Source organism: Pseudomonas sp. 382 (assembly GCF_002759075.1).
In the GTDB taxonomy this organism is placed as follows: domain Bacteria; phylum Pseudomonadota; class Gammaproteobacteria; order Pseudomonadales; family Pseudomonadaceae; genus Aquipseudomonas; species Aquipseudomonas vlassakiae.
In genome coordinates this window covers 1-24223 of the sequence record NZ_PEMX01000050.1, presented here as the reverse complement: position 1 = coordinate 24223, position 24223 = coordinate 1, and the positions used below count along the sequence as shown (strand labels likewise).

20 protein-coding genes and 1 rRNA gene are annotated in these 24223 nt (G+C 63.3%); 5 read left to right on the top strand and 16 right to left on the bottom strand.

The window, feature by feature from the left end:
- Nucleotides 1–145: 145 nt before the first annotated feature.
- The 3 genes from ggt to CQW31_RS28940 form a co-directional block, all read right to left on the bottom strand.
- Complete coding sequence (gene ggt, locus CQW31_RS28950; RefSeq protein WP_054886882.1) at nucleotides 146–1813, bottom strand: gamma-glutamyltransferase; 1668 nt, start codon at nucleotides 1811–1813, stop codon at nucleotides 146–148.
- A 117-nt stretch (nucleotides 1814–1930) separates the two neighbouring features.
- Nucleotides 1931–2827: a LysR family transcriptional regulator gene (locus tag CQW31_RS28945; protein ID WP_054886883.1), complete on the bottom strand. Its 897-nt coding sequence runs from the start codon at nucleotides 2825–2827 to the stop codon at nucleotides 1931–1933.
- Between the two features lie 30 nt (nucleotides 2828–2857).
- Complete coding sequence (locus tag CQW31_RS28940; RefSeq protein WP_054886884.1) at nucleotides 2858–3448, bottom strand: NAD(P)H-dependent oxidoreductase; 591 nt, start codon at nucleotides 3446–3448, stop codon at nucleotides 2858–2860.
- A gap of 158 nt (nucleotides 3449–3606) precedes the next feature.
- On the opposite strand from CQW31_RS28940, the gene CQW31_RS28935 reads away from it, so the two are divergent.
- Nucleotides 3607–3921 (top strand): putative quinol monooxygenase, encoded by a 315-nt coding sequence (locus CQW31_RS28935; protein WP_099816021.1) that lies wholly within the window; start codon nucleotides 3607–3609, stop codon nucleotides 3919–3921.
- Here CQW31_RS28935 and CQW31_RS28930 read toward each other — a convergent pair.
- Complete coding sequence (locus CQW31_RS28930) at nucleotides 3911–4675, bottom strand: sulfite exporter TauE/SafE family protein (RefSeq protein ID WP_099816020.1); 765 nt, start codon at nucleotides 4673–4675, stop codon at nucleotides 3911–3913. The two genes, CQW31_RS28935 and CQW31_RS28930, sit on opposite strands and share 11 nt — an antisense overlap.
- Nucleotides 4676–4753: 78 nt before the next feature.
- On the opposite strand from CQW31_RS28930, the gene CQW31_RS28925 reads away from it, so the two are divergent.
- Nucleotides 4754–5638, top strand: a complete 885-nt coding sequence (locus CQW31_RS28925) for a LysR substrate-binding domain-containing protein (RefSeq protein WP_099816019.1) — start codon at nucleotides 4754–4756, stop codon at nucleotides 5636–5638.
- A 95-nt stretch (nucleotides 5639–5733) separates the two neighbouring features.
- On the opposite strand, the gene CQW31_RS28920 is transcribed toward CQW31_RS28925, so the two are convergent.
- The 3 genes from CQW31_RS28920 to CQW31_RS28910 all read right to left on the bottom strand — a co-directional run bounded on the left by CQW31_RS28920 (nucleotide 5734) and on the right by CQW31_RS28910 (nucleotide 6813).
- Nucleotides 5734–6141: a type II toxin-antitoxin system HicB family antitoxin gene (locus tag CQW31_RS28920; RefSeq protein WP_054886888.1), complete on the bottom strand. Its 408-nt coding sequence runs from the start codon at nucleotides 6139–6141 to the stop codon at nucleotides 5734–5736.
- Nucleotides 6138–6365: a type II toxin-antitoxin system HicA family toxin gene (locus tag CQW31_RS28915; RefSeq protein ID WP_054886889.1), complete on the bottom strand. Its 228-nt coding sequence runs from the start codon at nucleotides 6363–6365 to the stop codon at nucleotides 6138–6140. Before CQW31_RS28915 ends, CQW31_RS28920 begins: the two co-directional genes overlap by 4 nt.
- 172 nt (nucleotides 6366–6537) lie before the next feature.
- A complete protein-coding gene (locus tag CQW31_RS28910) occupies nucleotides 6538–6813 on the bottom strand; it encodes a metal/formaldehyde-sensitive transcriptional repressor (RefSeq protein ID WP_054886890.1) in 276 nt (91 codons plus the stop codon).
- Nucleotides 6814–6883: 70 nt separating this feature from the next.
- Here CQW31_RS28910 and dmeF point away from each other — a divergent pair, with 70 nt between their 5' ends.
- Complete coding sequence (gene dmeF, locus CQW31_RS28905) at nucleotides 6884–7825, top strand: CDF family Co(II)/Ni(II) efflux transporter DmeF (protein WP_099816018.1); 942 nt, start codon at nucleotides 6884–6886, stop codon at nucleotides 7823–7825.
- 96 nt (nucleotides 7826–7921) lie between these two features.
- The gene (locus CQW31_RS28900) at nucleotides 7922–8266 is read left to right on the top strand and encodes a cupin domain-containing protein (protein ID WP_003258412.1); all 345 of its coding nucleotides are present in this window, start codon (nucleotides 7922–7924) and stop codon (nucleotides 8264–8266) included.
- A gap of 108 nt (nucleotides 8267–8374) precedes the next feature.
- On the opposite strand, the gene mmsB is transcribed toward CQW31_RS28900, so the two are convergent.
- Both mmsB and CQW31_RS28890 read right to left on the bottom strand, forming a co-directional pair.
- Entirely contained in the window at nucleotides 8375–9265 is an 891-nt protein-coding gene (mmsB, locus tag CQW31_RS28895) for a 3-hydroxyisobutyrate dehydrogenase (protein ID WP_054886892.1), read from the bottom strand.
- A gap of 10 nt (nucleotides 9266–9275) precedes the next feature.
- Nucleotides 9276–10802: a CoA-acylating methylmalonate-semialdehyde dehydrogenase gene (locus CQW31_RS28890; RefSeq protein ID WP_099816017.1), complete on the bottom strand. Its 1527-nt coding sequence runs from the start codon at nucleotides 10800–10802 to the stop codon at nucleotides 9276–9278.
- Nucleotides 10803–10934: 132 nt separating this feature from the next.
- On the opposite strand from CQW31_RS28890, the gene CQW31_RS28885 reads away from it, so the two are divergent.
- Entirely contained in the window at nucleotides 10935–11885 is a 951-nt protein-coding gene (locus CQW31_RS28885) for a LysR family transcriptional regulator (RefSeq protein WP_099816016.1), read from the top strand.
- A 390-nt stretch (nucleotides 11886–12275) separates the two neighbouring features.
- Here CQW31_RS28885 and CQW31_RS28875 read toward each other — a convergent pair whose 3' ends face one another.
- The 7 genes from CQW31_RS28875 to rrf form a co-directional block, all read right to left on the bottom strand.
- Nucleotides 12276–12767 (bottom strand): OmpA family protein, encoded by a 492-nt coding sequence (locus tag CQW31_RS28875; RefSeq protein ID WP_054886896.1) that lies wholly within the window; start codon nucleotides 12765–12767, stop codon nucleotides 12276–12278.
- 3 nt (nucleotides 12768–12770) lie between these two features.
- On the bottom strand, nucleotides 12771–14045 hold the full coding sequence (locus CQW31_RS28870) for a diguanylate cyclase domain-containing protein (protein ID WP_054886897.1): 1275 nt from the start codon (nucleotides 14043–14045) through the stop codon (nucleotides 12771–12773).
- The gene (locus CQW31_RS28865; protein ID WP_099816014.1) at nucleotides 14042–14608 is read right to left on the bottom strand and encodes a YfiR family protein; all 567 of its coding nucleotides are present in this window, start codon (nucleotides 14606–14608) and stop codon (nucleotides 14042–14044) included. The genes CQW31_RS28870 and CQW31_RS28865 overlap by 4 nt, the downstream gene beginning before the upstream one ends.
- Nucleotides 14609–14772: 164 nt before the next feature.
- Nucleotides 14773–16848, bottom strand: a complete 2076-nt coding sequence (gene recD, locus CQW31_RS28860) for an exodeoxyribonuclease V subunit alpha (RefSeq protein ID WP_054886899.1) — start codon at nucleotides 16846–16848, stop codon at nucleotides 14773–14775.
- Nucleotides 16845–20513, bottom strand: a complete 3669-nt coding sequence (recB, locus tag CQW31_RS28855) for an exodeoxyribonuclease V subunit beta (RefSeq protein WP_099816013.1) — start codon at nucleotides 20511–20513, stop codon at nucleotides 16845–16847. The genes recD and recB overlap by 4 nt, the downstream gene beginning before the upstream one ends.
- Nucleotides 20510–23974: an exodeoxyribonuclease V subunit gamma gene (gene recC, locus CQW31_RS28850; protein ID WP_099816012.1), complete on the bottom strand. Its 3465-nt coding sequence runs from the start codon at nucleotides 23972–23974 to the stop codon at nucleotides 20510–20512. Before recC ends, recB begins: the two co-directional genes overlap by 4 nt.
- 124 nt (nucleotides 23975–24098) lie before the next feature.
- A 5S ribosomal RNA gene (gene rrf / locus CQW31_RS28845) occupies nucleotides 24099–24214 on the bottom strand.
- Between the last annotated feature and the right edge of the window lie 9 nt (nucleotides 24215–24223).

The following is a 24223-nucleotide window of genomic DNA, read 5'->3' as shown; positions in this document are numbered from 1 at the left end:
GCTTTGGTGGAAGGGGTGGGGCGATGTCTCCCACGGTCTGTACTGCTGCTAACAGTCAGAATCGGGCATTTAGTCCCACCACCCCTTCAAGTCTAACCATACAAGCGGGCGTGCCCGCGAAGAGGCCCGCACTGCCTATGCAGAGTTACTTGACGATCATCCCCACCCCGCGCCCACGCGGATCCGAAGCGGTCTCAAGCTGCGCGCCGTTGACCCGGATCGCCTGGATATCGCCCATCTCCCAGCCCTGATCCTCCAGCACATAGCCCATCTTCTTCAGCTCTTCAGCCACCGGCCCGGTCAGCGGCGCGTAGCTGTCGAAGTAGATGGTGTCCTTGGGCAGCAACTGATGGTGCACACGCTGCGCCGCCACGGCCTTCTCCAGCGGCATGCCGTAGTCGTACAGGTTGTTCATCACCTGGAAGATGGAGGTAAAGATCCGCGAACCGCCCGGCGTACCGATCACCAGCTCGACCTTGCCATCGCGGGTCATCAGGCTCGGGCTCATCGACGACAGCATGCGCTTGCCCGGTTCGATGGCGTTGGCGTCACCGCCAACCACCCCAAAGGCATTCGCGGCGCCAGGCTTGGCGCTGAAATCGTCCATCTCGTCGTTGAGCAGGAAGCCTGCGCCCTTGACCACCACGCCGCTGCCGTAATCGAGGTTGAGGGTGTAGGTATTGCTGACCGCATTGCCCTGCTTGTCGACGATCGAGAAGTGCGTGGTCTGGTGTGGCTCCAGGCCTGGCTTGACCTTGTCGGTTTCGGAAATGGCCTTCGGGTTGACCTGGGCGGCGCGCTTGGCCAGGTAGTCCTTGGCCACCAACTGGTCGACCGGCACTTTGGTGAACGCCGGGTCGCCGAGGTAGTCGGCACGGTCGGCGAACACACGTTTTTCAATCTCCGATAGCAGATGGATGTACTGCGCCGAGTTGTGCGCAACACCCTTGAAGTCCGCCACGCGGTCCTCCTTGATGCCCAGCAGCTGGGCCAGGGCCACGCCGCCGGAGCTTGGTGGTGGCGCGGTGTAGACCACATTGCCGCGCCAGCTGATGGCGATCGGTTCGCGCCACACGGCTTTGTAGTCCTTCAGGTCTTCCTTGGTGATCAAGCCCTTGTCGGCCTGCATCTGCGCCACCAGCAGGTCGGCAGTCTTGCCTTGGTAGAACTCGCTCACGCCCTTGTCGGCAATGCGCTCGAGGGTCTTGGCCATTTCCGGCTGCTTGAACAGTTCACCGACCTTCATGTTGCCGAAATAGTCGTTGAAGTTGGTCGCGGTCTTGAACATGCCCTGGGCATCGTTGCGGTACTGGTACTGCTTCTCGGCGACCTTGAAGCCGTTTTTGGCATAGCCGATGGCCGGGGTCAGCAGCTCGCTCCAGGGCAGCTTGCCGAACTTCTGGTGGGCTTCCCACAGGCCCATCACCGTGCCAGGCACGCCTGCGGCGCGCACGCCGACCAGGCTCAGGTTCTCGATGACTTCGCCCTTGTCGTCCAGGTACATGTTGCGTGAGGCAGCCTTGGGCGCCACTTCGCGGTAGTCGAGGAAGTACGGCTTGCCGTCGACGAACAGGGTCATGAAGCCACCGCCACCGATGTTACCCGCCTCGGGGTAGGTCACCGCCAGGGTGAAGGCCGTGGCCACGGCCGCGTCCACCGCATTGCCGCCCTTCTTGAGGATGTCGGCTGCAACCTGTGCACCATATTGATCGGGGGCGGCTACAGCGCCGCCTTCCAACGTGGCGGCGTAAGTCGAGGAACAGCTCAGGATCGCGGCTGCCAGAGCCAGGTACTGGAACGGGACAATACGCATGACACTTCCTTGGTGTTGTTTTTGTTGAGCAGTCAGTAAGGCCGAAGCGCTGTGACTGTGCAATCAAACGCAGGAAGTTTCGCCGCCTGTGGACAGGACCTGTCGCGATCAGGCAACTCAGCAGGCGTACATGGCCAACTTGCGCTGGATGAAATCAAGGAAGCATTGAATCCGCAGGGCCAGCTGGGTGTTGCGGTAGTACACCGCGTGGATCGGCTGGCGGTAGCCATTGTTGGCCTCGCTCAGCAGTACCTTGAGGCGGCCGGCGCGGATGTCTTCGTGGGTCATGAAATGCGACAGGGCGACGATGCCCTCCCCGGCCAGCGCCAGTTGGCGCAGGGTCTCGCCGCTGGAGGCGATCAGTGCCGGGCGGATGCCCCAGCGGTCACCCTGGGCGTGGCGCAACGGCCACTGGTTCAACGATTCAGGCTGGCTAAAGCCGAGCAGGCAGTGACCGTTCAGGTCTTCGACGTTTTTCGGCGTACCGTGTCGCTCCAGGTATTCCGGGCTTGCCAGCACCTGTATCGGGCTGCAACCGAGCGAGCGGGCATGCAGGCTGGAGTCGGCAAGGTCACCGATGCGGATGGCCACGTCGGTGCTCTGTTCCAGCAGGTCGATGATCAGGTCGTCGGTGTTGAGCTCCAGCTCGATGCCGGGGTACTGGCGGCGGAACTCGCCGATCCACGGCAGGATGGCGTGCAGCATGAACGGCGCCGCGGCGTTGATGCGCAGGCGCCCGGACGGCGTCTGGCGATTCATCGACAGGCGCTCCTCCATCTCGTCCATCTGCTGCAGCACCAGGCGCGAGCGTTCGAGGAAGAAGCGGCCCTCCTCGGTGAGGTCCATGCGCCGGGTGGTGCGGTTGACCAAGGTGGTGCCGAGCTTGGCCTCCAGGCGCGACAGGGTGCGGCTGACCGCCGACGGGGTCTGGCCCATCTGCTCGGCAGCGGCGGAGATTGAGCCGCAGTCGATGACGGCGACGAATATCTGGAGTTCTTCGGAGCGGGTTTTCACTTGAGCGCCTGTGTCGGGTCCGTGCAGGGATTAGATAGCCTTGCCGAAGACCTTGTCCAGATGAGCCTCGTAGGCCGCCAAGGCTGCCGGCACATCCGGGCGCTTCATCACATCCACCGCAAGGAAGGTTGGCAGCCCGGTCATACCCAGGAACTGGTTGGCTTTGTGGAACGGGAAATACACCGCATCGACACCCTTGCCCTCGAAGAAGTCGCTCGGGTCATCGAACGCTTGCTGTGGTGCATTCCAGGTCAACGACAGCATGTATTGCTTGCCGTGCACCAGGCCACCGCTGCCGTACTTCTGCGAGTGGTCGGAGCGGGTACGGCCATCATTGGCGTAGAGGCTGCCGTGGCCAGCGGTGAAGACATCGTCGATGTACTTCTTCACGGTCCACGGTGCGCCCATCCACCAGCCTGGCATCTGATAGATGATCACATCGGCCCAGAGGAATTTCTCGACTTCGACCTGAGCGTCGTAGCCACCGTCGATGAAGGTGTGCTGCACATCGAAACCGGCACGGTCCAGATGCGCCAGCGCGGCATCGTGCAGGGTCTGGTTGAGACGACCGTCAGAGTGGGCGAATTGTTTGCCGCCATTGAGCAGAAGGATCTTTTTCATGCTGGGCCTCGAGTCATTTGATGGATGACCGGCACAGTAATGGCTGACGGGCGCGGGATACAGCAGTTGGCGGTCAAAATACAATTGACCTGAAGTCACGAATCACAACTTAATTATTGCCGTAGAATCGATTCTCCAATTATCTGTGAGTACGATCCATGAGCGAGCAGCACGCATTCATCCTTAAGGCCAAGACCCGTCCGGAAATGGCCGAAGCATTCGAGACCCTGTTCCGTGCCTACGTCGAGCCCAGCCGCCAGGAACCAGGCTGCATCGAATACCACATGCTGCGCGACCAGCAGGACCCAACCCTGTTCGTGTTCTATGAAGTGTGGGCCGACAAGGCAGCGCTGGACGTGCACTCGGCACTGCCGCACATGGTCGAGTTCTTCCAAAAGCGCATGGATTACCTGGAGCGCGATTTCGACATCCAGCCCATCGTCATGCTCAGCGCCTCGTCCGCTAACCGTTGATCAGCAGGTGGCCGCCCAACGCGGCCAGGCCGATGAAGAAGCAGCGCTTGAACAGCGCTGCGCTGATACGCTGGCGCAGCCACTTCCCGGCGAACATGCCCAAAAGGGCCGGCGCCAGCATCAGCAGCGAAGCCCCCAGCGCTTGCCCACCCAAGGCATCCTGCCCGGCCAGGCCAAGGGCCAGCGCCAGGGTCGAGACCGTGAACGACAGGCCCAGCGCCTGCACCATTTCGTCGCGGCTCAAGCCCAGGCTTTGCAGGTAAGGCACCGCGGGCATCACGAACACGCCAGTAGCCGCAGTGACCACACCGGTCACCAGTCCACAGACCGGCCCCAGCCACCCTTCCCGCTCCGGCGCTACCCGCAAGGCCGGGCCTGCCAGACCGTACAGCGCGTAGATCACCAACGCCGCCCCCAACGCCTGCACTGCCCATGGCCCGTTGTTGATGCCCAGCCAGGCACTGCCAAGCAACGTACCGAGGAATATCATCGCCAGCATTGGCCCGAGCCTTCGCAGCAGCGCGAGCAGATGCCCGCCAGCCGCAAGTTGCCAGAGGTTGGTAAGCGTCGAAGGCACGATCAACAGCGCAGCAGCCTGCGTCGGAGACATAGCCAGCCCCAGCAAGCCCATGGCGATGGTCGGCAGGCCGAGGCCGATCACGCCTTTGACGGCACCGGCCAGCAGGAAGGTGATGATCACCAGCAACGTCAGTGCCGGGCCAATGGTGTAGTAGAAAGCGGTCAAGGTATTCATGGGTGCGATGATGGCTTGCCGCAGTTGGGCTGAAAATCTGCCATATACTCAGCCAGACTCTTGCCAGGAAAGAGGCAGATGCATTTCGACCTGATCGACCTCCGGCTTTTCCAGCACACCGCCGAATGCGGCAACATCACCGCCGGCGCCCGCCGCAGCCATCTGTCGCTGCCAGCGGCCAGCGCACGTATCCGCGCGATGGAGGCCTCGCTTGGCACACCTTTGCTCGAGCGCAATCGCCGTGGCGTGCAGCCGACACCCGCCGGGCAGGCGCTGCTGCAGCATGCGCGACTGATCGGCCAGCAGGTCGAACGCCTGCAGTTCGACCTGGCCCATTATGCGTGCGGCCAGCAAGGCCAGGTGCGGCTGTTGTGCAACACGGCGGCGCTGACCGAGTACCTGCCGGAGTTGCTGGCCAGCTACCTTGCCGATAACCCCGGGATCAGCATCGATGTGCAGGAACTACCGAGCCTGCGCATCGTGCAATCGATCACCCAAGGCATGGCTGATCTGGGCATCATTTCCACCGCCGCGCCCAGCGCGCATCTGCAGACCCTGCCCTTTCGCGATGATCCGCTGGTGCTGGTGACTCCGCTGGATCATCCCCTCGCCGCAGCGCCCGCCCCGAGCTTCGTCGATTGCCTTGCCCACGGCCATGTCGGGCTGGGGGCGAACAGCGCCCTGGCGCTGTATCTGGAGGAACAGGCCCTGCGCGAAGGCCACCGCATGCAGGTGCGGGTGCGGGCCGAAGGGTTTGACGGGGTGATTCGCATGGTCGCCGGTGGTGCCGGTGTCGGCGTGGTGCCCCTGGCATCGGTGCAGCGCTGGAACGGGGTGTTGCCGATGCACTGGGTGGCGCTGCGAGAGGATTGGGCGAACCGGCGGTTGCTGTTATGTGCCCGGGATTTTGCCAGGTTACCGGGCTATGCGGCGGGGTTGGTCGAGCGATTGATGCCAGCGTGAACGTTCAACGTCGCCTGGGCTGACGTATTTGCGGCGGTTTCGGCGCCCCGATTCACCACCTCCACAAGTGATGAATTCCAAAGCCGACTCGTTGTTCAGTGCATGAGCGCCAGCTCTCGCAGTGCAGCCGAGGCGAGAAATCCGGAACGGGAGGCATACCGATGATCACGCTTCACTTTTTCGTCGATCCGCTGCAGCAGGTTTTCCGGCAGTGTTGCATTGAACCGCACGGCCTTCCCCAGATATGGCGTTATATCGAAATCAACGACAGCCCAGACCCCACCGGCAAAATCAGGATTCGCCACATGTACATCGACTTCCTGTGCTTGCGGTAGCGCCTCGTTATCGGCAACCAAGCCCTCAAAATGGAGCGCCAGCGCCTCCTGAACGTTCTCCAGTGCTTGAGCGACAGTCCCTCCGGCAGAGAAGCAGCCAGGAACATCGGGAACGGTCACGCCGTAGTCCGAATCGGCGTCCTTGTGCAATACGACCGGAAATTTCATTGCGCGTCTCCACTGATGTTCGCGCTGACGAAGCCACTGGACTGCTTCAAGCCAGCTTGTTTCAAGATGCTGTGCACGGTGCCTTTAGGCAGATCGCTCTTGGGATGAGGAACTGTCACCCTCCCCTTCTTGAACGGATGCCTGAACTGGTGATGGCTGCCCTTCACCTCGACTTCATACCACCCATCCGCCTCAATGAGCTGGATCACTTCACGACTGCGCATTCACCCTTCCTTCGGCAGCCGATGTGTATGATACACACCAAATTGACCAAAACGAAGCGCAGTACACACTATGCACACTTTCGGCGACCAGCGGATGGTTCAGATCACCCAGTAGGCTTCAACTTATAGCTCTGTAGGAACCTACATTCCTACCGTATACCCCCAGGGGGTATCACTTCAGATAAGACCGCAACAACGCCGCCACCTTGTCCGCCTCTTCCTGCCGTTCCTCGGCGCTCAGCCCTTCCGCCACCAGGTGTTCGCGGATGTGCCCTTCCATCACCTCGGCCATCAGCCCGTTCACCGCGCCGCGCACGGCTGCGATCTGCTGAAGGATCGCCAGGCAGTCCTTGTCCTGCTCCAGCGCGGTCTCCAGGGCAGCGGCCTGGCCTTTGATCTTGCGCACGCGGGTCAGCAGTTGCTTCTTGCTCTTGATCGTATGTGCCATAGGCTTTCACACCCTTATAGGTATACTGGGGTATAGTATAGCTCTCGACGTTCCGGGAGCATGATAAATCATGGCGACACAAACCTCAGGCCGCTGGCAGCACAGCCACCAGTTCCACACCAGCAACCTCGGTGCCGAGCGCAAGACACGCCTGGCCGTGTGGCTGACGGCGATCATGATGGTGGCGGAAATCGCCGGGGGCTGGTTCTTCAACTCCATGGCCCTGCTCGCCGACGGCTGGCACATGAGCTCGCATGCCCTGGCCCTGGGGCTGTCTCTGCTGGCCTACGCTGCCGCGCGTCGTTATGCCAAGGACCAACGCTTCGCTTTTGGCACCTGGAAGATCGAGATCCTCGGCGGCTACTCCAGCGCCTTGCTGCTGCTCGGCGTGGCCGGGCTGATGGCCTTCCAGTCAGCCGAGCGCCTGCTGACGCCGGGGCCGATCCATTATGACGAGGCGATCTTCATCGCCGTGATCGGCCTGGCCGTGAACCTGATCTGCGCCTGGCTGCTGCGTGACGACCACGATCATCACCACCACGGTCATGGCCATGACCATCATCATGACCACGGTCATCACCATCATCACGACCTGAACCTGCGCTCGGCCTACCTGCATGTGATGGCCGACGCCGCCACCTCGGTACTGGCGATCGTCGCCCTGCTGGCCGGCAAGTTCTGGGGCGCCAGCTGGCTCGACCCGGTGATGGGGCTGGTCGGTGCGGTGCTGGTGGCGCTCTGGGCTCGCGGCCTGCTGCGCGATACCGGCCGGGTATTGCTGGATGCCGAGATGGATGCGCCGGTGGTCGAGGAGATTCGCGAAGTGGTCGCCGAACTGCCGGTGCCCGCCACCATCACCGACCTGCACGTGTGGCGCGTGGGCAAGGACCAGTACGCGTGCATCCTCAGCCTGGCCACCCAGGCCGCATTGAGCGCCGACAGCGTGCGCCAGGCGCTGGGCGTGCATGAGGAACTGGCCCACATCACCGTCGAGGTCAACACCCTGGCATAGCGCGGGCAGGCAGCTGGACGTCGAGCCCAGGCAACTGTGGCTCGGCGGATGGCCCTATGGTGACAAGTCATTCAGCCAGTCACCAGGAGTTGTGCCATGTCCGATTTCATCACCGTCCTGCGCGAAACCTGCCCGACGCCGGTCGTGGACGCCACCAAGTGGAAGCGCATCGGCGGCGATCCGCACACCGTCAACCTCAACGCCTACCTGTCGGCCGACGGCAGCAAGATCATGGGCACCTGGATCTGCACCCCGGGCAAGTTCGAGGTCAACTACGAGAAGTGGGAGTTCTGCCACTTCCTCGATGGCTACTGCATCATCACCCCGGAAGGCGAAGAACCGAAGCACCTGAAGGCGGGTGATGTGTTCGTGATCGAACCGGGGATGAAAGGCACCTGGGAAGTGGTCGAGACCGTGCGCAAGTACTTCGTCTTCGCCTGATCCATCAAGCGACACCAATCTCTGTGGGAGCGGGCATGCCCGCGAACACCGGCGTAGCCGGTGGCGGGCAACGAGTCGTCTGCTTCGCGGGCACGCCCGCTCCCACAATCAATCCTTCTTGCGGTACCCCTCGACGATCGCCGAAAAGTCCTTGCCGCCTTCCCCGCGCAGGCTCATGGCCTGGTACAGCTGCTGGGCGACGGCACCGAGGATCACCGGCTGGTGTGCCTGGCGCGCAGCCTCGGTGGCCAGCCCCAGGTCCTTGAGCATCAGTTCGGCACCAAACCCACCGGTATACCCACGCGAGGCAGGTGCAGTTTCGATGATGCCCGGCCACGGGTTGTAGGTATCGGAACTCCAGCAACGCCCGGTCGAGCTGTTGATGATCCCCGCCAGCACCTTGGTGTCGATGCCCAGTGCATTGCCCAGGGCCATGGCCTCGGACACGCCGATCATCGAGATGCCCAGCAGCAGGTTGTTGCAGATCTTGGCGATCTGCCCGGTACCGACCTCACCGCAGTGCACGATGTTGCGGCCCATCTGCTCCAGCACCGGCTTGAGCGTGGCGAACAGTTCTGCGCTGGCGCCGACCATGAAGGTCAGCGTGCCCGCCGCGGCGCCACCCGTGCCACCAGACACCGGCGCATCGCCCATGTCCACACCTTTGGCGGCGGCCGCCTTGGACACCTCACGCGCGGTCTGCGGGTCGATGGTGCTGCAATCCAGGGTCGGCGTGCCTGGGCGGATGCCCGCCAGCACGCCGTCGTCTTCGTTGAGGTACACGGCGCGCACATGTGCGGCCGCCGGCAGCATGGTGATCACCAGCTCGCTGCTGGCCGCCGCGTCCTTCGGCGAGGCGCTGACCTGCCCGCCCAGCTCAGCGAGCTCGGCCAGCACGGTCTTGTTCAGGTCAAACAGGTTCAACTGGTGCCCGGCCTTGATCAGGTTGCGGGCCATGGGCGCGCCCATGTTGCCCAGGCCGATGAATGCGATACGCATGGCGTGCTCCTTAGCGCAGGCTGATGGTGGTATTCACACCGTCGTTGACGCTGTCGTCATCGAACCAGCGGGCGGTGACGGTCTTGGTCTGAGTGTAGAACTGCACCACCTGCTTGCCGTACGGGCCGAGGTCACCGAGCTTGGAGCCGCGCGAGCCGGTGAAGCTGAAGAACGGTACCGGTACCGGAATCGGGATGTTGATACCCACCTGGCCGACGTCGATCTCGCTCTGGAACTTGCGCGCCGCCGCGCCGCTCTGGGTGAACAGGCCGGTACCGTTGCCGAATGGGTTGGCGTTGACCAGGGCAATGGCTTCGTCGAGAGTGTCGACTTCCAGGGTCACCAGCACCGGGCCGAAGATTTCCTGGGTGTACACCTGCATGTCGGTCTTCACCCCGGAGAACAGGGTCGGGCCGACGAAGTTGCCTTGTTCATAGCCTGGCACCTTGACTCCACGGCCATCGAGTTCGAGCTTGGCGCCTTCCTGGATGCCGCTTTCGATCAGGCCCAGCACCCGCTCCTTGGCGCGCTTGGAAACCACCGGGCCTACATCCGTGCCCGGCTCGCAACCGGCGTTGACCTTGAGCTTGCTGGCCGCCTCCTTGATGTCTGGCAGGAAGTCACGCGCCTTGCCCACCAGCACCGCCACCGAGGTAGCCATGCAGCGCTGGCCTGCTGCGCCGAAGGCGGCACCGACCAGGGCGTTGACGGTTTGCGTGCGGTTGGCGTCTGGCAGCACCACGGCGTGATTCTTCGCGCCCATCATCGACTGCACACGCTTGCCGTGCTGGCTGGCCAGGTTGTACACGTGGGTGCCGACTTCGGTCGAGCCGACGAAGGAAATCGCCTTGATGTCCTGGTGGGTGCAGATCGCATCTACCACTTGCTTGCCGCCGTGCACCACGTTGAGTACGCCCGCCGGTACACCGGCCTCCAGCGCCAGCTCGACCAGCAGCATGGTCGACAGCGGGTCCTGCTCGGAAGGCTTGAGGACGAAGGTGTTGCCGCAGACGATGGCCATCGGGAACATCCACAGCGGGATCATCGCCGGGAAGTTGAACGGAGTGATGCCGGCGCAGACGCCGATCGGCTGGCGCAGGGTGTAGGTATCCACGCCACTGGCGACGTTCTCGGCGAATTCGCCCATCTGCAGAGTACCGATGGAAGCCGCGTGCTCGACCACTTCCAGGCCGCGGAAGATATCGCCTTCGGCGTCGGCAAGGGTCTTGCCCTGCTCGGCGCTGAGCACCTGGGCGATGCGTTTGGTGTGTTCGCGGATCAGCGCCTGCAGCTTGAGCATGATGCGCATGCGTGCACCGATCGGGGTGTCACGCCAGGTCTTGAAGGCGCGCTGGCCGGCAGCCACGGCGGCATCCACTTCTTCGACGGTGGCGAACGGTACCCGCGCCAGCACTTCTTGGGTGGCCGGGTTGACGATGTCGCGCCATTCGCTGGTTTTCGACTCGACCCACTGGCCGTCGATCAGCAGCTTGACCTGCTCGACCTTGGTCTTGTCAGGGGACTGTGGTGCGTTCATCTGCGTTCTCCTTGGAATTATTGTCAGGACGAGATCGCCAGCGCCGGGCAAACGCGAGGTGGCGCCTTGGGGCTTTTTTCGAGTATAGATGTGCAAACATCCAACAAGAACGCACAAAAAAACCGGATCAACATGCAAAAAGACCTGACCTCCCTCAGTGCGCTGAACTGGGACGATCTGAAGTTCTTCATTGAAGTGGCGCGCACGCGCAAAGCCAGCAGCGCGGCCAAACGCCTGGCCGTTGACTACACCACGGTATCGCGGCGCATCAGCTCGCTGGAGGGGGCGATGGGCACGCTGCTGTTCGAAAAGTCACGCACCAACGGCTTTGTCCTGACCGCCGAGGGGCAACGCCTGCTGGGCTACGCGGAGTCGATCGAGAGCACCTTGCACATGGCCTGCGAACAGGTTTCCGGCTCCGGCGTGGCGCTCTCGGGGCATGTGCGCATGGGGTGCACCGAAGGCTTTGGCAGTTTTTTCGTCACCCCGCAGTTGAGCCATTTCGTCGATGCCTACCCGGCGATCTCGGTAGATATCCTGCCGCTGCCACACTTCATCAGCCTGTCCAAGCGCGAGGCAGATATCGTCATCGCCCTGGAGCGGCCGGAGCATGGGCCCTATGTATGCTGCAAGCTGTGTGACTACCGATTGCGGCTTTATGCGACCCAGGACTACCTGGACAGCCATGCACCGATCCGCCAGGTCAGCGACCTGGGGAGCCACCCCTTCATCAGTTACGTCGACGATCTGGCGTTCAGTTCGGAGCTGCTGTACCTGGCCAACCTGATTCCCAACGCCAATGCGCATTTGCGCAGCACCAGCGTCATAGCCCAGTACACGGCGGCGCTGCAGGGGCGTGGGTTGGCGATCTTGCCGTGCTTCCTGGCGGCGCAGGATGCGCGGCTGGTGACGGTGTTGCCGGAGGAGATCGAGGTGACGCGGCAATTCTGGATGTATTGCCGGGAAGATTTGAGGAAGTTGAAGCGGATTACCTTGTTGTGGGATTACATCCGCGGGGTGACCGAGGCGAATGCGCCGTTGTTGATGGGTGAGACGCGCGACATGCGCTTTGCTCAGGATTGACGGGGCCTCTAGCGGCCCGCCACCCATCACCCAGGCGTTGCTGCTGCAGCCCAAGTCACCGGCGTCGATCCTGATGATGACCTCGATGCATGAGCTGGAAACGCTGCGGGCGTTGCTCGAATCGGCGTTGATCCAGGTCCGGATGCCTACTGGGCCTCGGACTTTTGCACTGAGGCTCAAGTGATGTGCTAGCTGGTCTGGCCTCTTCGCGGGCACGCCCGCTCCCACAGGGGATCGCGGATCCATGTGGGGCTTGCCCACGATGCGCCCGCGCGGGCGGCGCTCGATATCACAGGCGCCACAGAACTCAAGGCTGGCACCTGTAAGCCCCACCACAACTTCTTGTCAGAGCAAGTCCGCTATCACAAACAGTGCGCCAGACCGGAACTATCAGTAAGACGCCACCACAATCGACACCCGTCGGTTCTCGGTCCGCCCGGCGCTGGTGCGGTTGTCCGCCACCGGCTGCGTGCTGCCCAGCCCACGGGTATGAATGTTCTGCGCCTGCATGCCAACATCGATCAACGCCTTGGCCACACTCTGCGCGCGTCGCTCGGACAACTGCTGGTTGTAGGCGGCCTTGCCCGAAGCATCGGCGTGGCCATCAACACGCACGCTTTGGATACCCACGCCCAGCAAAGCCTTGCCGATCCGCTCGACGATCGCCTGGCTCGGGGCATTGAGGCTGTCCAGGTCGCTGCCGAACAGCACCTTGCCCGACAGGTCGAATGCCCAGCCTTCCTCGGTAGGGGCGAAACCTTCACGCTTGAGTACGGCGATCTGTTCGGCGCTCAGCCCTTTGGGTGGCGCGCTCTGGCACCCTGCCAACGCCAGCAAGGCCAGCAACATCACGACGAATGAAAAACGCAAACGCTGTATCACGGTTCAACTCCTGTTGCTGGAATCGGCAGCGGACCGTTCGGTCTGCGCCGCTTGCCACTGGCCACGACGCTTGCGCTTGGCCTGGTACATTGCCGCATCTGCGGCATTGAGGAGGCTGGCAGGGTCATTGCCATCCTCCGGGTAATAGGCGATGCCGACACTGAGAGACGTGGTAAGGCTGGCGCCGCCATCGAGCAGCATCGGCAGCTGCATGCTGGCGATGATCTTCTCGGCGATGCGCTCTGCGTCCTCACGCGAGTGCAGCGGGGTCAGCAGCACGGCAAACTCGTCGCCCCCCAGGCGGGCCACCAGATCGTGCTCGCGCAGTTGCGCACGCACACGGTCGGCCACGTTGATCAGCACTTCGTCGCCCACGGCATGGCCGAGGCTGTCGTTGATCTGTTTGAAGTGGTCACTGTCGAGGAACAACAGCGCTAAATGGTCTTGCTGCCGTGCCGCATTGCGCAGGCTGCGGCTGAGGCGCCCCTCGAAGAACGCGCGGTTGGGCAGGCCGGTAAGGCTATCGTGGCTGGCCTGGTGAGCCAGGGTGGCGTTCTCGTTTTGCAGGTGGCCGTGCCAGACCTCCAGTTCATCGAGCAAGGCATTGAAATCGTTACCCAACTCGTTCAGCTCGGCAATGGGCGCTTCCGGCACACGGCGGTCGAAACTGCGTTCGCGACGTGCGGCGTGGGCGACACTGGCCAGGCTGCGCAGGGGGCGCACGATGTCGCCAAGCAGCCGCCGCGACAGGTACAAGGCAACGAAGGCACTGAGGATCGTGCAGAACAGAATGCCGCCAAGGCCGCTGAGCAGGAACAGCAGCAAGCTGCGGCCCTGGCCGACCAGCTCGATATGACCGACTTGCTGTTGCTGGTGCATGATCGGCAGGTTGATCGGCCCATTCAGCAAGGCCGATGCCACCTGCGCCTCAAGGTGCCCGAGCACGCCTTCTTCACGACGCTGCCAGTGCGCCAGCTGCTCCCCATCGTTGTTGAATACCTTGGCGTCCGCCACTTCTTCGGTTTTGGCGATCAGTTCCAGCGCCTCATGGGCCGCCGCGCTGTCGTCGAACACCACCGCGGCTTCGACGGTGTAGTTGATCGAACGGGCAATCAGGTGCAGGTTGTGGTGGGCGTACACGCGCAGGGCCAGCACACCGAGCAGGGTCAGCGAGATACCGGCCAGGCCCACTGCCATCAGGGCAACGCTGAGGTGGCCGCGGCCGAGTACCGAACGCAAGGTGGGACGCACGCCGGCCTTCCAGGCTGAACGCTTCATGGCACAGCTCCGCGTCGCCGTGACAGCTGCAACACGCTGGGATGGATACGCACGCCGGAACGTGCCACGGAGTCGAGATTGACCTCGAACGCGACCTGCTGGTCACCGACGCGCAGGCAGAACAGGCTACCCACCGTGCACGGGTCGTCGGCTTCGCTGATGCTCAGTACCGGATGGCCATTGATGGCCTGGAACAGGTGATCGCGCTGGGCATCGTCGAGCTTGCCGATGTACACCGCATCGCAGGCTTGGGCAACGTTCCGGTCTTCGGCCAGCAGGCGGCGCACCTGCAAGGGTTGGCCAGAGTTCTGCACGTTGCCCTTGATCAGGTCGTCGGCATATTCGGTGGGGCCGACCATGCACAAGCGCAAAGGCACAGGTTCGGTAGGCCAGCGGGCATAGCTGAAGATGCCCAGGACCACTTGGGTTACCGCCTTGGCACGCTGCTGGGCCTGAGCGGAGGTCGCGGAACCGCCCGCCTGGACGGGGCTGGCCAACAGCGACAGGGCGACGAGAAGCAGCAAAAGCGCACAGCCTGTCAACCGCTCCCTGGCGCCTGTCATGTGAGAGTTCTCTCAAAAACCTGTCTGAGTCGGCGCAACGATAGCACAACGCTGGCTATCTGGAGGAGCGGGCGTGCCCGCGAATCAGGCAACTCGGTGTATGGCACCGGCTACGCCGGTGTTCGCGGGCAAGCCCGCTGCCACAGGGTCAGTCACAGGCCTGGTCAGACTTGTTCAAGCATCAGGCCGGAAATACGCCGTACCTTGCGCAGCACCGCTTCCTCGAAAATGCCTTGGCGCGGCTCGATCAAGCTGAAGCAATGCTTGGCCCGGGTAATGCCGGTGTACACCAGTTCCTTGGTCAGCACCGGGTTGAGTGCATCCGGCAGCACCAGCGCGGTGTGGCTGAACTCGGAGCCCTGGGACTTATGCACCGTCATGGCGTAAACGGTCTCCACCTCGTTGAGGCGGCTGGGCAGCACGAAGCGCACCCCACCACTGCCGTCGTTACGCGGGAAAGCCACACGCAGCAGCGCTTCACCGTGCTCGTCCGGCAAGCGCAGGGCGATACCAATGTCGCCGTTCATCAAGCCCAAGCCGTAGTCGTTGCGCGTCACCAGCACCGGGCGACCTTCATACCACGGTTGCTGGTTGTCGATCAGCCCGGCATTGTGCAGCACACGCGCCACACGTTCGTTGAGGCCTTCGACACCCCAGGGCCCCTTGCGCACGGCGCACAGCAGCTGGAAGTCTTCGAAACTGCGCAGCACCCTGCCAGCCCACTGTTCCCAGCGCGGATCGTCGAAAGCGCTGCCCGGTGCGGGGCGATGGCGGCCAATGGCACGCAGGTAGCTGCGATAGCCTTGAGGCCCTTCGTTACCGCGGTCGAGGCCGTCGAGAATCAGGCGGTCGAAAGCCCGGTCCTGCTCACCGCGCAGCGCCAGGCCGAACACGTCCGCTGGCGGCATGCTCAGCAGGTCGCGTGCCGCCTGGGCCTCCTGGCGGTTGACCAGGCGCGCCAGCTGGCCGATGCCACTGCCTTCACCAAAACGTCGCGAGAAGCGCAGCATCACCACTTGCTGGGCTAAGGGATTGCGTTGCGCATCGCCGGTTTTCAGGCCGCTGGCGGCCAGCGAGTGGCCACCGATCCGTTCCAGCCAGGCCTGGGTCGCGGGCGAATAGCAGCCCTCCTCGGCATCCCGGCACAGGTCACCGAGTACGGCGCCAGCCTCGACCGAAGCCAGCTGGTCCTTGTCCCCGAGCAGAATCAGCCGCGCCTTGGGCGGCAATGCCTCCAGTAAGTTGGCCATCATCTCCAGGTCGATCATCGACGCCTCGTCGACCACCAGCACATCCAGCGGCAGCAGATTACCGGCGTGATGCCGGAAGTGCCGCGAGCCAGGGCGGCTGCCGAGCAGGCGATGCACGGTGCTGACGTCGGTGGGGATCTGCCTGCGCACCTCGGCGCTGACCTGCAACCGTTCAACCTGCTGGCCAATGGATTCGGTCAGGCGTGCGGCGGCCTTGCCGGTCGGCGCGGCCAGGCGAATACGCAGCGGCCTGCCCTGCTCCACCGCAGGTGCCTGTAGCAGCGCCAACAGCCGCACCACCGTGGTGGTTTTGCCGGTGCCAGGGCCGCCAGTGATGATGCTGAAGCCTGCACGGGTGGCCAGGGCGCAGGCGAGTTTCTGCCAGTCCACCTGCCCGGCCAGGGCGCCTCCGTCGAACAGCTGCGCCAGGCGCGCAGGCAGGTCGGCCGGGGTTGCTTCCTCCTCGCTCAGGCGCTGGCGCAGGGTCTGGTCGATCTGCCGCTCGTAGCTCCAGTAGCGGCGCAGATACAGGCGCTGGCCGCTGAGCACCAGCGGGCGCGTGTGCTGGCCCGGCGTATTGCCGGCGGCCACCAGGGGGCTTGCGGCAATGCGCTGCAGCCAGGTGGGCAGGCCGAGGTTGGCCAGCAGCTGCGAGGGCAACAGCAACGGGCCGGTCAGGGCATCGCCTTCGGGTGGCAGGGACAGGGCGAAATCCGGCTCGGCGAGGGTTTGTTGCAGGTCGAGGCAGACATGCCCGTGGCCCAGCTGGTGGCTGGCCAGTGCTGCCGCCAGCAACAGCAACGGGTCACTGCCAGGGGCTCGCTCTTCAAGAAAGCTGACGAACGCCCGGTCGAGCGCACGCAGCCAGCCTCGCTCGACCCAGCGATCGAGCAACTGCAGCAGGTCCGCACTGTTGTGCTGGGGAGCCAGGGCCAGCAGATGTTCAGCTTGCAGTGGCGCAGGCAAGAGATCGTCGAGGGTGCGGCTCATGTCAGGGCTCCGGCAAACAGGTCCTGCTGCTCGGGCTGGTGCGCGCCCCGGAACAGCGCGTCAAGGGCCTCGATCAGCTCGCGCGGCGGCCTGGCAAAGTACACGCCGTGGCCACTGCTGCTGGCGCCACGCAGGAAGATGAACAGGGCACCGCCGACATGGCGGTCGTAATCGTAATCCGGCAGCCGTGCGCGCAACTGGCGATGCAGGGCCAGCAGGTAGAGCACGTACTGCAGGTCGTAACGGTGTTCAAGGATGGCTTTTTCCATGGCCTGGGTGTCGTAGGCCTGGATGTCCGGGCCGAGCCAATTGGACTTGTAGTCCGCCACGTAATAGCGCCCGTCGAGCTCGTATGCCAAGTCGATGAAACCTTTGAACATGCCATTGAGCAAGGTTGGCTGCGCAGCCGGGCGAGCCGTGCCGGGGTAGGTATGCCGGGCCACCAGGCGGTCGAGTTGCTCGGCGTCGACGTTGTGGCTGGCGAACCAGAACTCCATCTCGATCTGGTAATGCTGCAGTTGCGCCAGCGTCAGCTGCGAAGGGCCGGCCGGCAGCGGCTCGTTGAGCAGGCGCTGCAGCCACTGGCTGAGTGTCGGAATCCAGCCGGTCCAGCCACGGCGGTTGCAACGTTGGCCAACCGTACGTTCGATGAGCTTGGGGTTGCCGGCGACCTCGGCAAAGCCTTCACGTCCGGCCCACTCCAGCAGCCCATGGAGGAAGGTGCCCGGGTTGGGGCCACGGGGAAAGCGATGGATGTCGCCGCCGTCGCCGGGTACTTCACGGATCGGTTGGGTATCGGCAACTTCGTCATCGAGCAGCTGCTGGGCCTGTGAGCTGTCGGCACCGAGGGTCTGTTCACCCACGCGCAAGGCACTGTAGGAGGCGATCCACCAATGTTCGGCGGCGGCCCGTCGTGGCTTGCGTGCGGGTATCAGCTCGTGTTCGGCCTGGGACGCACGGTAGCGCTCATCACTGGCCTGCGGCAGGGCCGGGCAGGCAATGTGCTCACAGCCGGCCAGCAAGCTCTGCAGCCACTGCTTGAGGTGCTCCGAGCTGGGCAGTGGCAGGCCACCACCTAGCAGGTAGCCGAGCGCCGAGCGGTGCAGTTGCGAACTCTTCTGGTTGCCGCGCTTGAGGTCGGCGACACCCAGCCAGCAGGCGTGCTGGGCACGCGTCAGCGCGACGTAGAGCAGGCGCAGGTCTTCGGCCAGGCGCTCCTCGTCGGCCAGGGCGACCTGCGCTGCGTCAGGGGTCAACGTCAGTTGTGCGTTGCCCAAGCTGTCGTGCCAGGCCAGGGGCAGGCGGCTGCCATCCACCGGCTTGCTGGTGCAGATGAAAGGCAAATAGACCAGCGGGTATTCCAGGCCTTTGGACTTGTGGATAGTCACTACCTTGACCAGCTGCTCGTCGCTTTCCAGGCGCAGAATCTGCTCCTCGCCCGCTTGACCGGAATTGGCCAGGTGCTCGGCGAGGTGGCGGATCAGCGCCTGTTCGCCGTCCAGCTCAGTGGCCGCCTGCTGCAGCAGTTCGGCCAGGTGCAGCAGGTTGGTCAGCACGCGCTCACCCTCCGTGCGGCCGATCAGCGTGCGCGGCAATTCAAAGTCGTGCAGCAGGTGCCGCAACATGGGCAGCACACCCTGGCGCTGCCAGATCTCTCGATAGCGGCGAAAACGCATGACCCAGCCCTCCCAGACCCGCTCGTCCTGGTTCAGCTGGTCAAGTTCAGCCAGCGACAGCTCCAGGGTCATGCTGGCCAGGGCGGCCTTGAGCAGGCGTTCGGAGTCCGGCTCGGCACAGGCCTTTAGCCAGGCCAGCAAGTCATGGGCCTCCTGGGCGGCGAATACCGAATCCTTGTCGGACAGGTACACGCTGCGCACATCGCGGGCGGCAAGCTCGTTGCGCACCAACTGCGCTTCATGGCCATCACGCACCAGGATGGCAATGTCCGAAGGCTGGCATGGGCGCAGTTCGCCCTGGTCATCGCTGAAGCCGGTCACCCCGCGCTGGCCGCCATTCAATACGCAAACGATATGGCTGGCGCAGCTGGCTGCCAGCTGCTGACGGTAGAGCGTGCTGGATACCGGCTCTTCGCTTTCCAGCTGCCAGCAGTGCAACGCCGCACACGCCTTGCCGTCGATCAACAGGCGTTCACTGCGGCCCTTGGCGCGAACCTCGACGAACGGCAACGGGTTGTCGTCGGCTTCGCGGAACAGGAACGCACCCTTGCCCTGCTCGCGGCCTTCGGCCTGCATGAAGACTCGGTTGACCGCTGCAACCATCGCCTGGCTGGAGCGGTAGTTGGTGTCCAGGCTGTGCAGTCGACCGGCGGTGGCGCGGCGGGCCGACAGGTAGGTGTAGATATCGGCGCCACGGAAGGCGTAGATCGCCTGCTTGGGGTCGCCGATCATGAACAGGCCGGTGTCCGGGTTGTTCTCGCTGATGCGATAGATGCTTTCGAAAATGCCGTACTGGACCGGGTCGGTGTCCTGGAATTCGTCGATCAACGCCACCGGGAACTGCTCACGGATCAGCGCAGCCAGGCGTTCTCCCGACTCCGTGCCCAACGCCTGCTGCAGACGTAGCAACATATCGTCGAAGCCCATCTCGGCGCGGCGGCGTTTTTCCACTTCGAAGCGCGCCGCAACCCAAGCGGCGGCGTGTTCAAGCAAGCGGGCATCCGGGCTGGCCAGGGCCTGCAGTTGTTGCTGCAGGTTCTGCATGGCATGCAGGGCCGGATGGTCGGGCGGATCGGTTTTCCAGGCTTCAGCCATCCCGGCCGGGGTCAGGCGGGTAAAGCCGGTGCCCAAGTCGAGCTCCACCGCTTGTTCATCACAAGCCCATTTACGCAGTTTCTCGAACCAGGGCTCGAAGTAACGCGCCTGCAGTTTGCGGCCATCGGCCTGTTTCGCTGCCACGGCGTCCTGGCAGATCTGCAGCAGTTCATCCGCCCATTGCGCCCACGGCGCCTTGAGTTGGCGCAACTGCTCGACGCGCTGTTTCAGCGCGGCATCGATCAGCGCTTGCGGTTCCGCTTCGTCCTGCTGTGCACCCACACGACCGAACAGCGGCCGGATGCGCGGCAGCAGGGCATCGGGACTGCCCCATTGGCTACGCACCCAGTTCAGCGCTTCGCCGTGCATGCCATAACAGAAGCGCCGCCAGTAGTCGCGCATGACTTGGCCAAGCAGGTCGCTGTGGTCGGTTTCCAGGCTTTGGGTGAACAGGCTGCCGCTGTCGAAGGCGTGCTCTCGGAGCATGCGCTGGCACCAGCCGTGGATGGTCGACACGGCCGCTTCATCCATCCACTGCACGGCAACTTCCAGGCGATTGGCGCAGCGTGGCCAGTGTGCTTCGGCGTAGTCGTCGCGCAGCTGCAGCAGCAGCGGATCGCCGCCTTCAAGTTCGCCGCGGAAGAAGCGCGCAGCCTCGGCCAGACGAGCACGGATACGCTCGCGCAGCTCCTTGGTGGCGGCATCGGTGAAGGTCACCACGAGAATCTGTGGCGGTAACAGTTCGCGGCCAAAGCCTTGCTCGTCGCCGTGGCCGAGGATCAGGCGCAGGTACAGTGCAGAAATGGTGAAGGTCTTGCCCGTACCGGCGCTGGCTTCGATCAGCTGGCTACCCTGCAGGGGAAAACTCAATGCCAGGGGGCGGGCCTGGGTCATGCTTGACTCTCCGGATTGCCTTGGGCCTGCCAGTCGGCGCTGAACAGGGGGCGGTACAAGGCTTCACACCAGCCTTCGAAAGTTTCGTCGGCGCTGAGCGCGGCGAAATCGCGGAACTGCCGCGCCAGGGCAACACTTTCGCTGCGCTCGCCAAAACTGGTGCGGCCATCCCCCTCGTAGGCACGGATGGCGGCGGCCATGGCCTTGTCAGGATCGTCCTGGGCCAGCCAGGCGAAAGCGGTCTTGGCGGCCACAGGCAACGGTGCATTCATCCCAGCCTGGCGCGCGAGTAGCAGGTGACCCAGTTGTTCGGCAGCCTGAGCCTGCGGCAAGGGGCCGAGCAGCAGGGTGATGTCGCTGGCCAGCAGCGCGCTGTGCAGGGGATAACCCGCAGCGCAAGCTGCCAAGTGCATCACCCAGCTGGCAATCAGGCGGTGCCACTTGAAGGTGTTGCGCCCGGCGCTGATTGTGTTGGGCACCGTGGTGATGCTCAACAGGCTTTGATCGTCGGCCTTGTAGACCCGGCCCAGCCAACCCTCAAGACGATGGTTCGCATGTTCGAAGTGGATCGGCAGCGCACCGTCGACCACCGTTGGCCAGCGCTGCAACAGTTGGCGATGACGTTGCAGCAGATCGGGCAACGGCTGGATCAGTTCGGCCTGCAGCAGTTCACCAAACCCTGCCAGAGGCAGCATGCCGCAGGCTTGTAGCCGCCGGGCCTGGGCCTGTAATGCGTGCTCGGCGTTATCCGGGTCGCTCAGGGCGGCGCCCAGCAGGCTCTCGCTGGCACTGTAGCGTTGCAATGCGTCCAGAACAAATGGCTCTTCATCTGGCGTGGGCGCTTCCAAGGCTTCGAAGAACACTTTCAGCCGCTGGCTGAAGAAATGCCTTACCGGGTGACGCAAGAAGTCCTGCAACTGAGTAAGCGTCAGCGCTTCATCGCTGACGTAAGGAGGCAGGTCAAGGTCTGGCTGCTCGTCGTCAGTGGTGTGCTGGTGCAGCAATTGCCACTCGTGGGCATAGCTGAACAGCGCACTGCCCTTCTGGAAATAGCGCGCACTGAAAGGCTGCAGTGGGTGCTCCTGAGTCAATGCGTGGAGCAGGTGCTCACCGTCAGCATCACCCTTGAGGCGCCAACCGGCAGCCAGGTGATCGCGTAGCTGGCCGATCAACACCGAGGCGGGCCGCTCGCTGTTATCACGGATGCTACGACCCACCCAGCTGATATAGAGCTGGTCACGTGCCGACAACAGCGCTTCGAGCAGCAGATAGCGGTCGTCCTCGCGACGCGAACGATCACCGGGGCGGTAGTCGCTGGCCATCAGGTCGAAGTCCAGCGGCGGCTGGGCGCGGGGGTAGTCGCCATCGTTCATACCCAGCAAACAGACGACGCGGAACGGAATGGCCCGCATTGGCATCAAGGTGCAGAAGTTCACCGAACCTGCGAGAAACCGCTGGGACAGCTTGCCTTCGTCGAGGCCCGACAGCCAGGCCTCGCGGATCACCGTGAGTGGCAGCTGGTCTTGCAGGCCTACGGTTTCGCAGACTTCCAGCCAGCTATCACGCAATTCCTGCAGTTGCATCAGCAGGTATTCGTCGTGCTCCTCCTCGGCAAGGAAGAACACTTGCAGCAACGCGTTGAGGCGATCCCCCCATTCACTGGCAGTGGCAGGTTGAGACAAGGCCTGGTTGGCCACATCGAGGGCATCGAGCAGTGCGACCAGCGGGCCGATCAAGGCGGCATCCAGACCGCCGATTTCATCGTAAGGTTCGATGCCATCGCACCCCTCTCCCACGCCAACCGCGTAGCCCAGCAGCATGCGCCGCAGGCCGAAGCGCCAACTGTTCTGCTCAAGGCCCTGGGGCAACCCGAGGGTGGCGCGCTGGTCGGCGTTCAACCCCCAGCGAATACCCGCGCCTTCGATCCAGCGGTGCAGGGTGGGCAGGTCGCTTTCGCGGATGCCGAAACGCGCGCGGACCGCCGGAACGTCGAGCAGGTCAAGCACCTCGCTGACGGCGAAGCGGCTGTCGGGGAGCTTGAGCAGGTGCTCAAGCGCGATCAGCAGCGGATCACGGCCACGCTGGCCTTGGTCGGTCAGGGTAAACGGGATGTAGCGCGGGTCGTTGCGCTGCAATTGCCCGAACACCGCGCGGATATGCGGCGCGTAAGTGTCGATTGCCGGGAGCATGACGATGACGTCACGCGGGCGTAGCGCAGGATCGGCGCTGAAGCGGGCCAGTAGCTGATCGTGGAGGATTTCCACCTCACGCTGCGCGCTGTGTGCCACGTGGAAACGCACCGAACGGTCCTTGGCCAGGTTGACCTCGGGCCACAGCTCGCGGCTTTCAGCAAGTGGGCGCAGTTCAAGAATGTCGTCCTGAAGCTGGTTCAGCAGCGTGGTGGGCTGGCCTTCGCTGAACAGGTCGATACGGCCATCGCTGAATACGCCCTGGTAACTGCCCGGGTCGTCGTAGCTGTCCAGCAGGTTGATGTAATCACGGCCTTGCTTGCCCCAGGCTGCGAGCAATGGGTGGGCATGCTGATGCAGCGATTCGTCGTCCAGTTGCACGGGCATGCCTGGCTTGCGCTGTTGACGCTTGTACTGGTGACGCAGCAGGTCCTTGTCGGCAACGATGTCTGCCCAGTGGTGACGGCAAGGGTTGTGTACACAGAGCAATACCTGGCTGAAACGGGACAAACCGGCGAGCGCTTCCAATGCCTGGGCAGGCAAAGAAGAAATACCGAACACGATGACCCGCGACGGAAGTCCGTGAGGTGCGCTTTGCAGGCTGTTGATGCGTTCGATGAAGCGCTGGTGTACCCCTGCCCGGCTCTGCGCCATACCCTGTTCACCGACATCTTCAAGCAATGCTCGCCACAGTTCGGCCTGCCAGCGGTTGCCTGGGGCGAGGGGCTTGCGCTCGCCACGGGCGGTATTGAGGATGTGCTCGCCGGCTGCCCAGTCCTTCAGCCAGTCGGCACGATAGACCTGGTATTGGTCGAACAGGTCGGCCAGGCGCTCGGCCAACTGATAGCGCTTGCGCAGGTCATTGTCATCGGTAAGAAAGCGACGCAGCGGTTCGAAATGCGGGCGCTCGATCAGTGCAGGCAACAGGCGCATCAGGCGCCAGGTCAGCGGTGCTTTGTCGAGCAGTGAAACTTCTGGGATCTCGTCGCGCCCGAGCACTTTGCGGTACAACTGCCACATGAAGCTACCGGGCAGTTGCACATCGATGGCGGCAGCAATCCCGCAACCACCCATGTCATCGTCCTGTGGGTCCTCGGCAAGGGCGAGCTTGAGCCATTGGGCGATGCCATTGCTTTGTACCAGGGCGATTTCGTTTTCCAGCGGTGCCAGCGGATAGCGGCGCATCCAACTCACGACCAGGCTGCGCAGGTCGTCCAGGCGGTTGCCGTGGACGATCATGAAACCTGGTTGCAGTGAGGTAGTGCTGGGCATGGAAAAGTCCCTGGGAGAATAATGGGGAACGATATCACGGCTGGCTGCCAATGCTGGGCCAGGTAAAAGCCAGAAAAGACAAAACCCCTACCTGCATGCGCAGATAGGGGTTTTGCGAAATTAATCTTGACGATGACCTACTCTCACATGGGGAAACCCCACACTACCATCGGCGATGCATCGTTTCACTACTGAGTTCGGGATGGGATCAGGTGGTTCCAATGCTCTATGGTCGTCAAGAAATTCTGT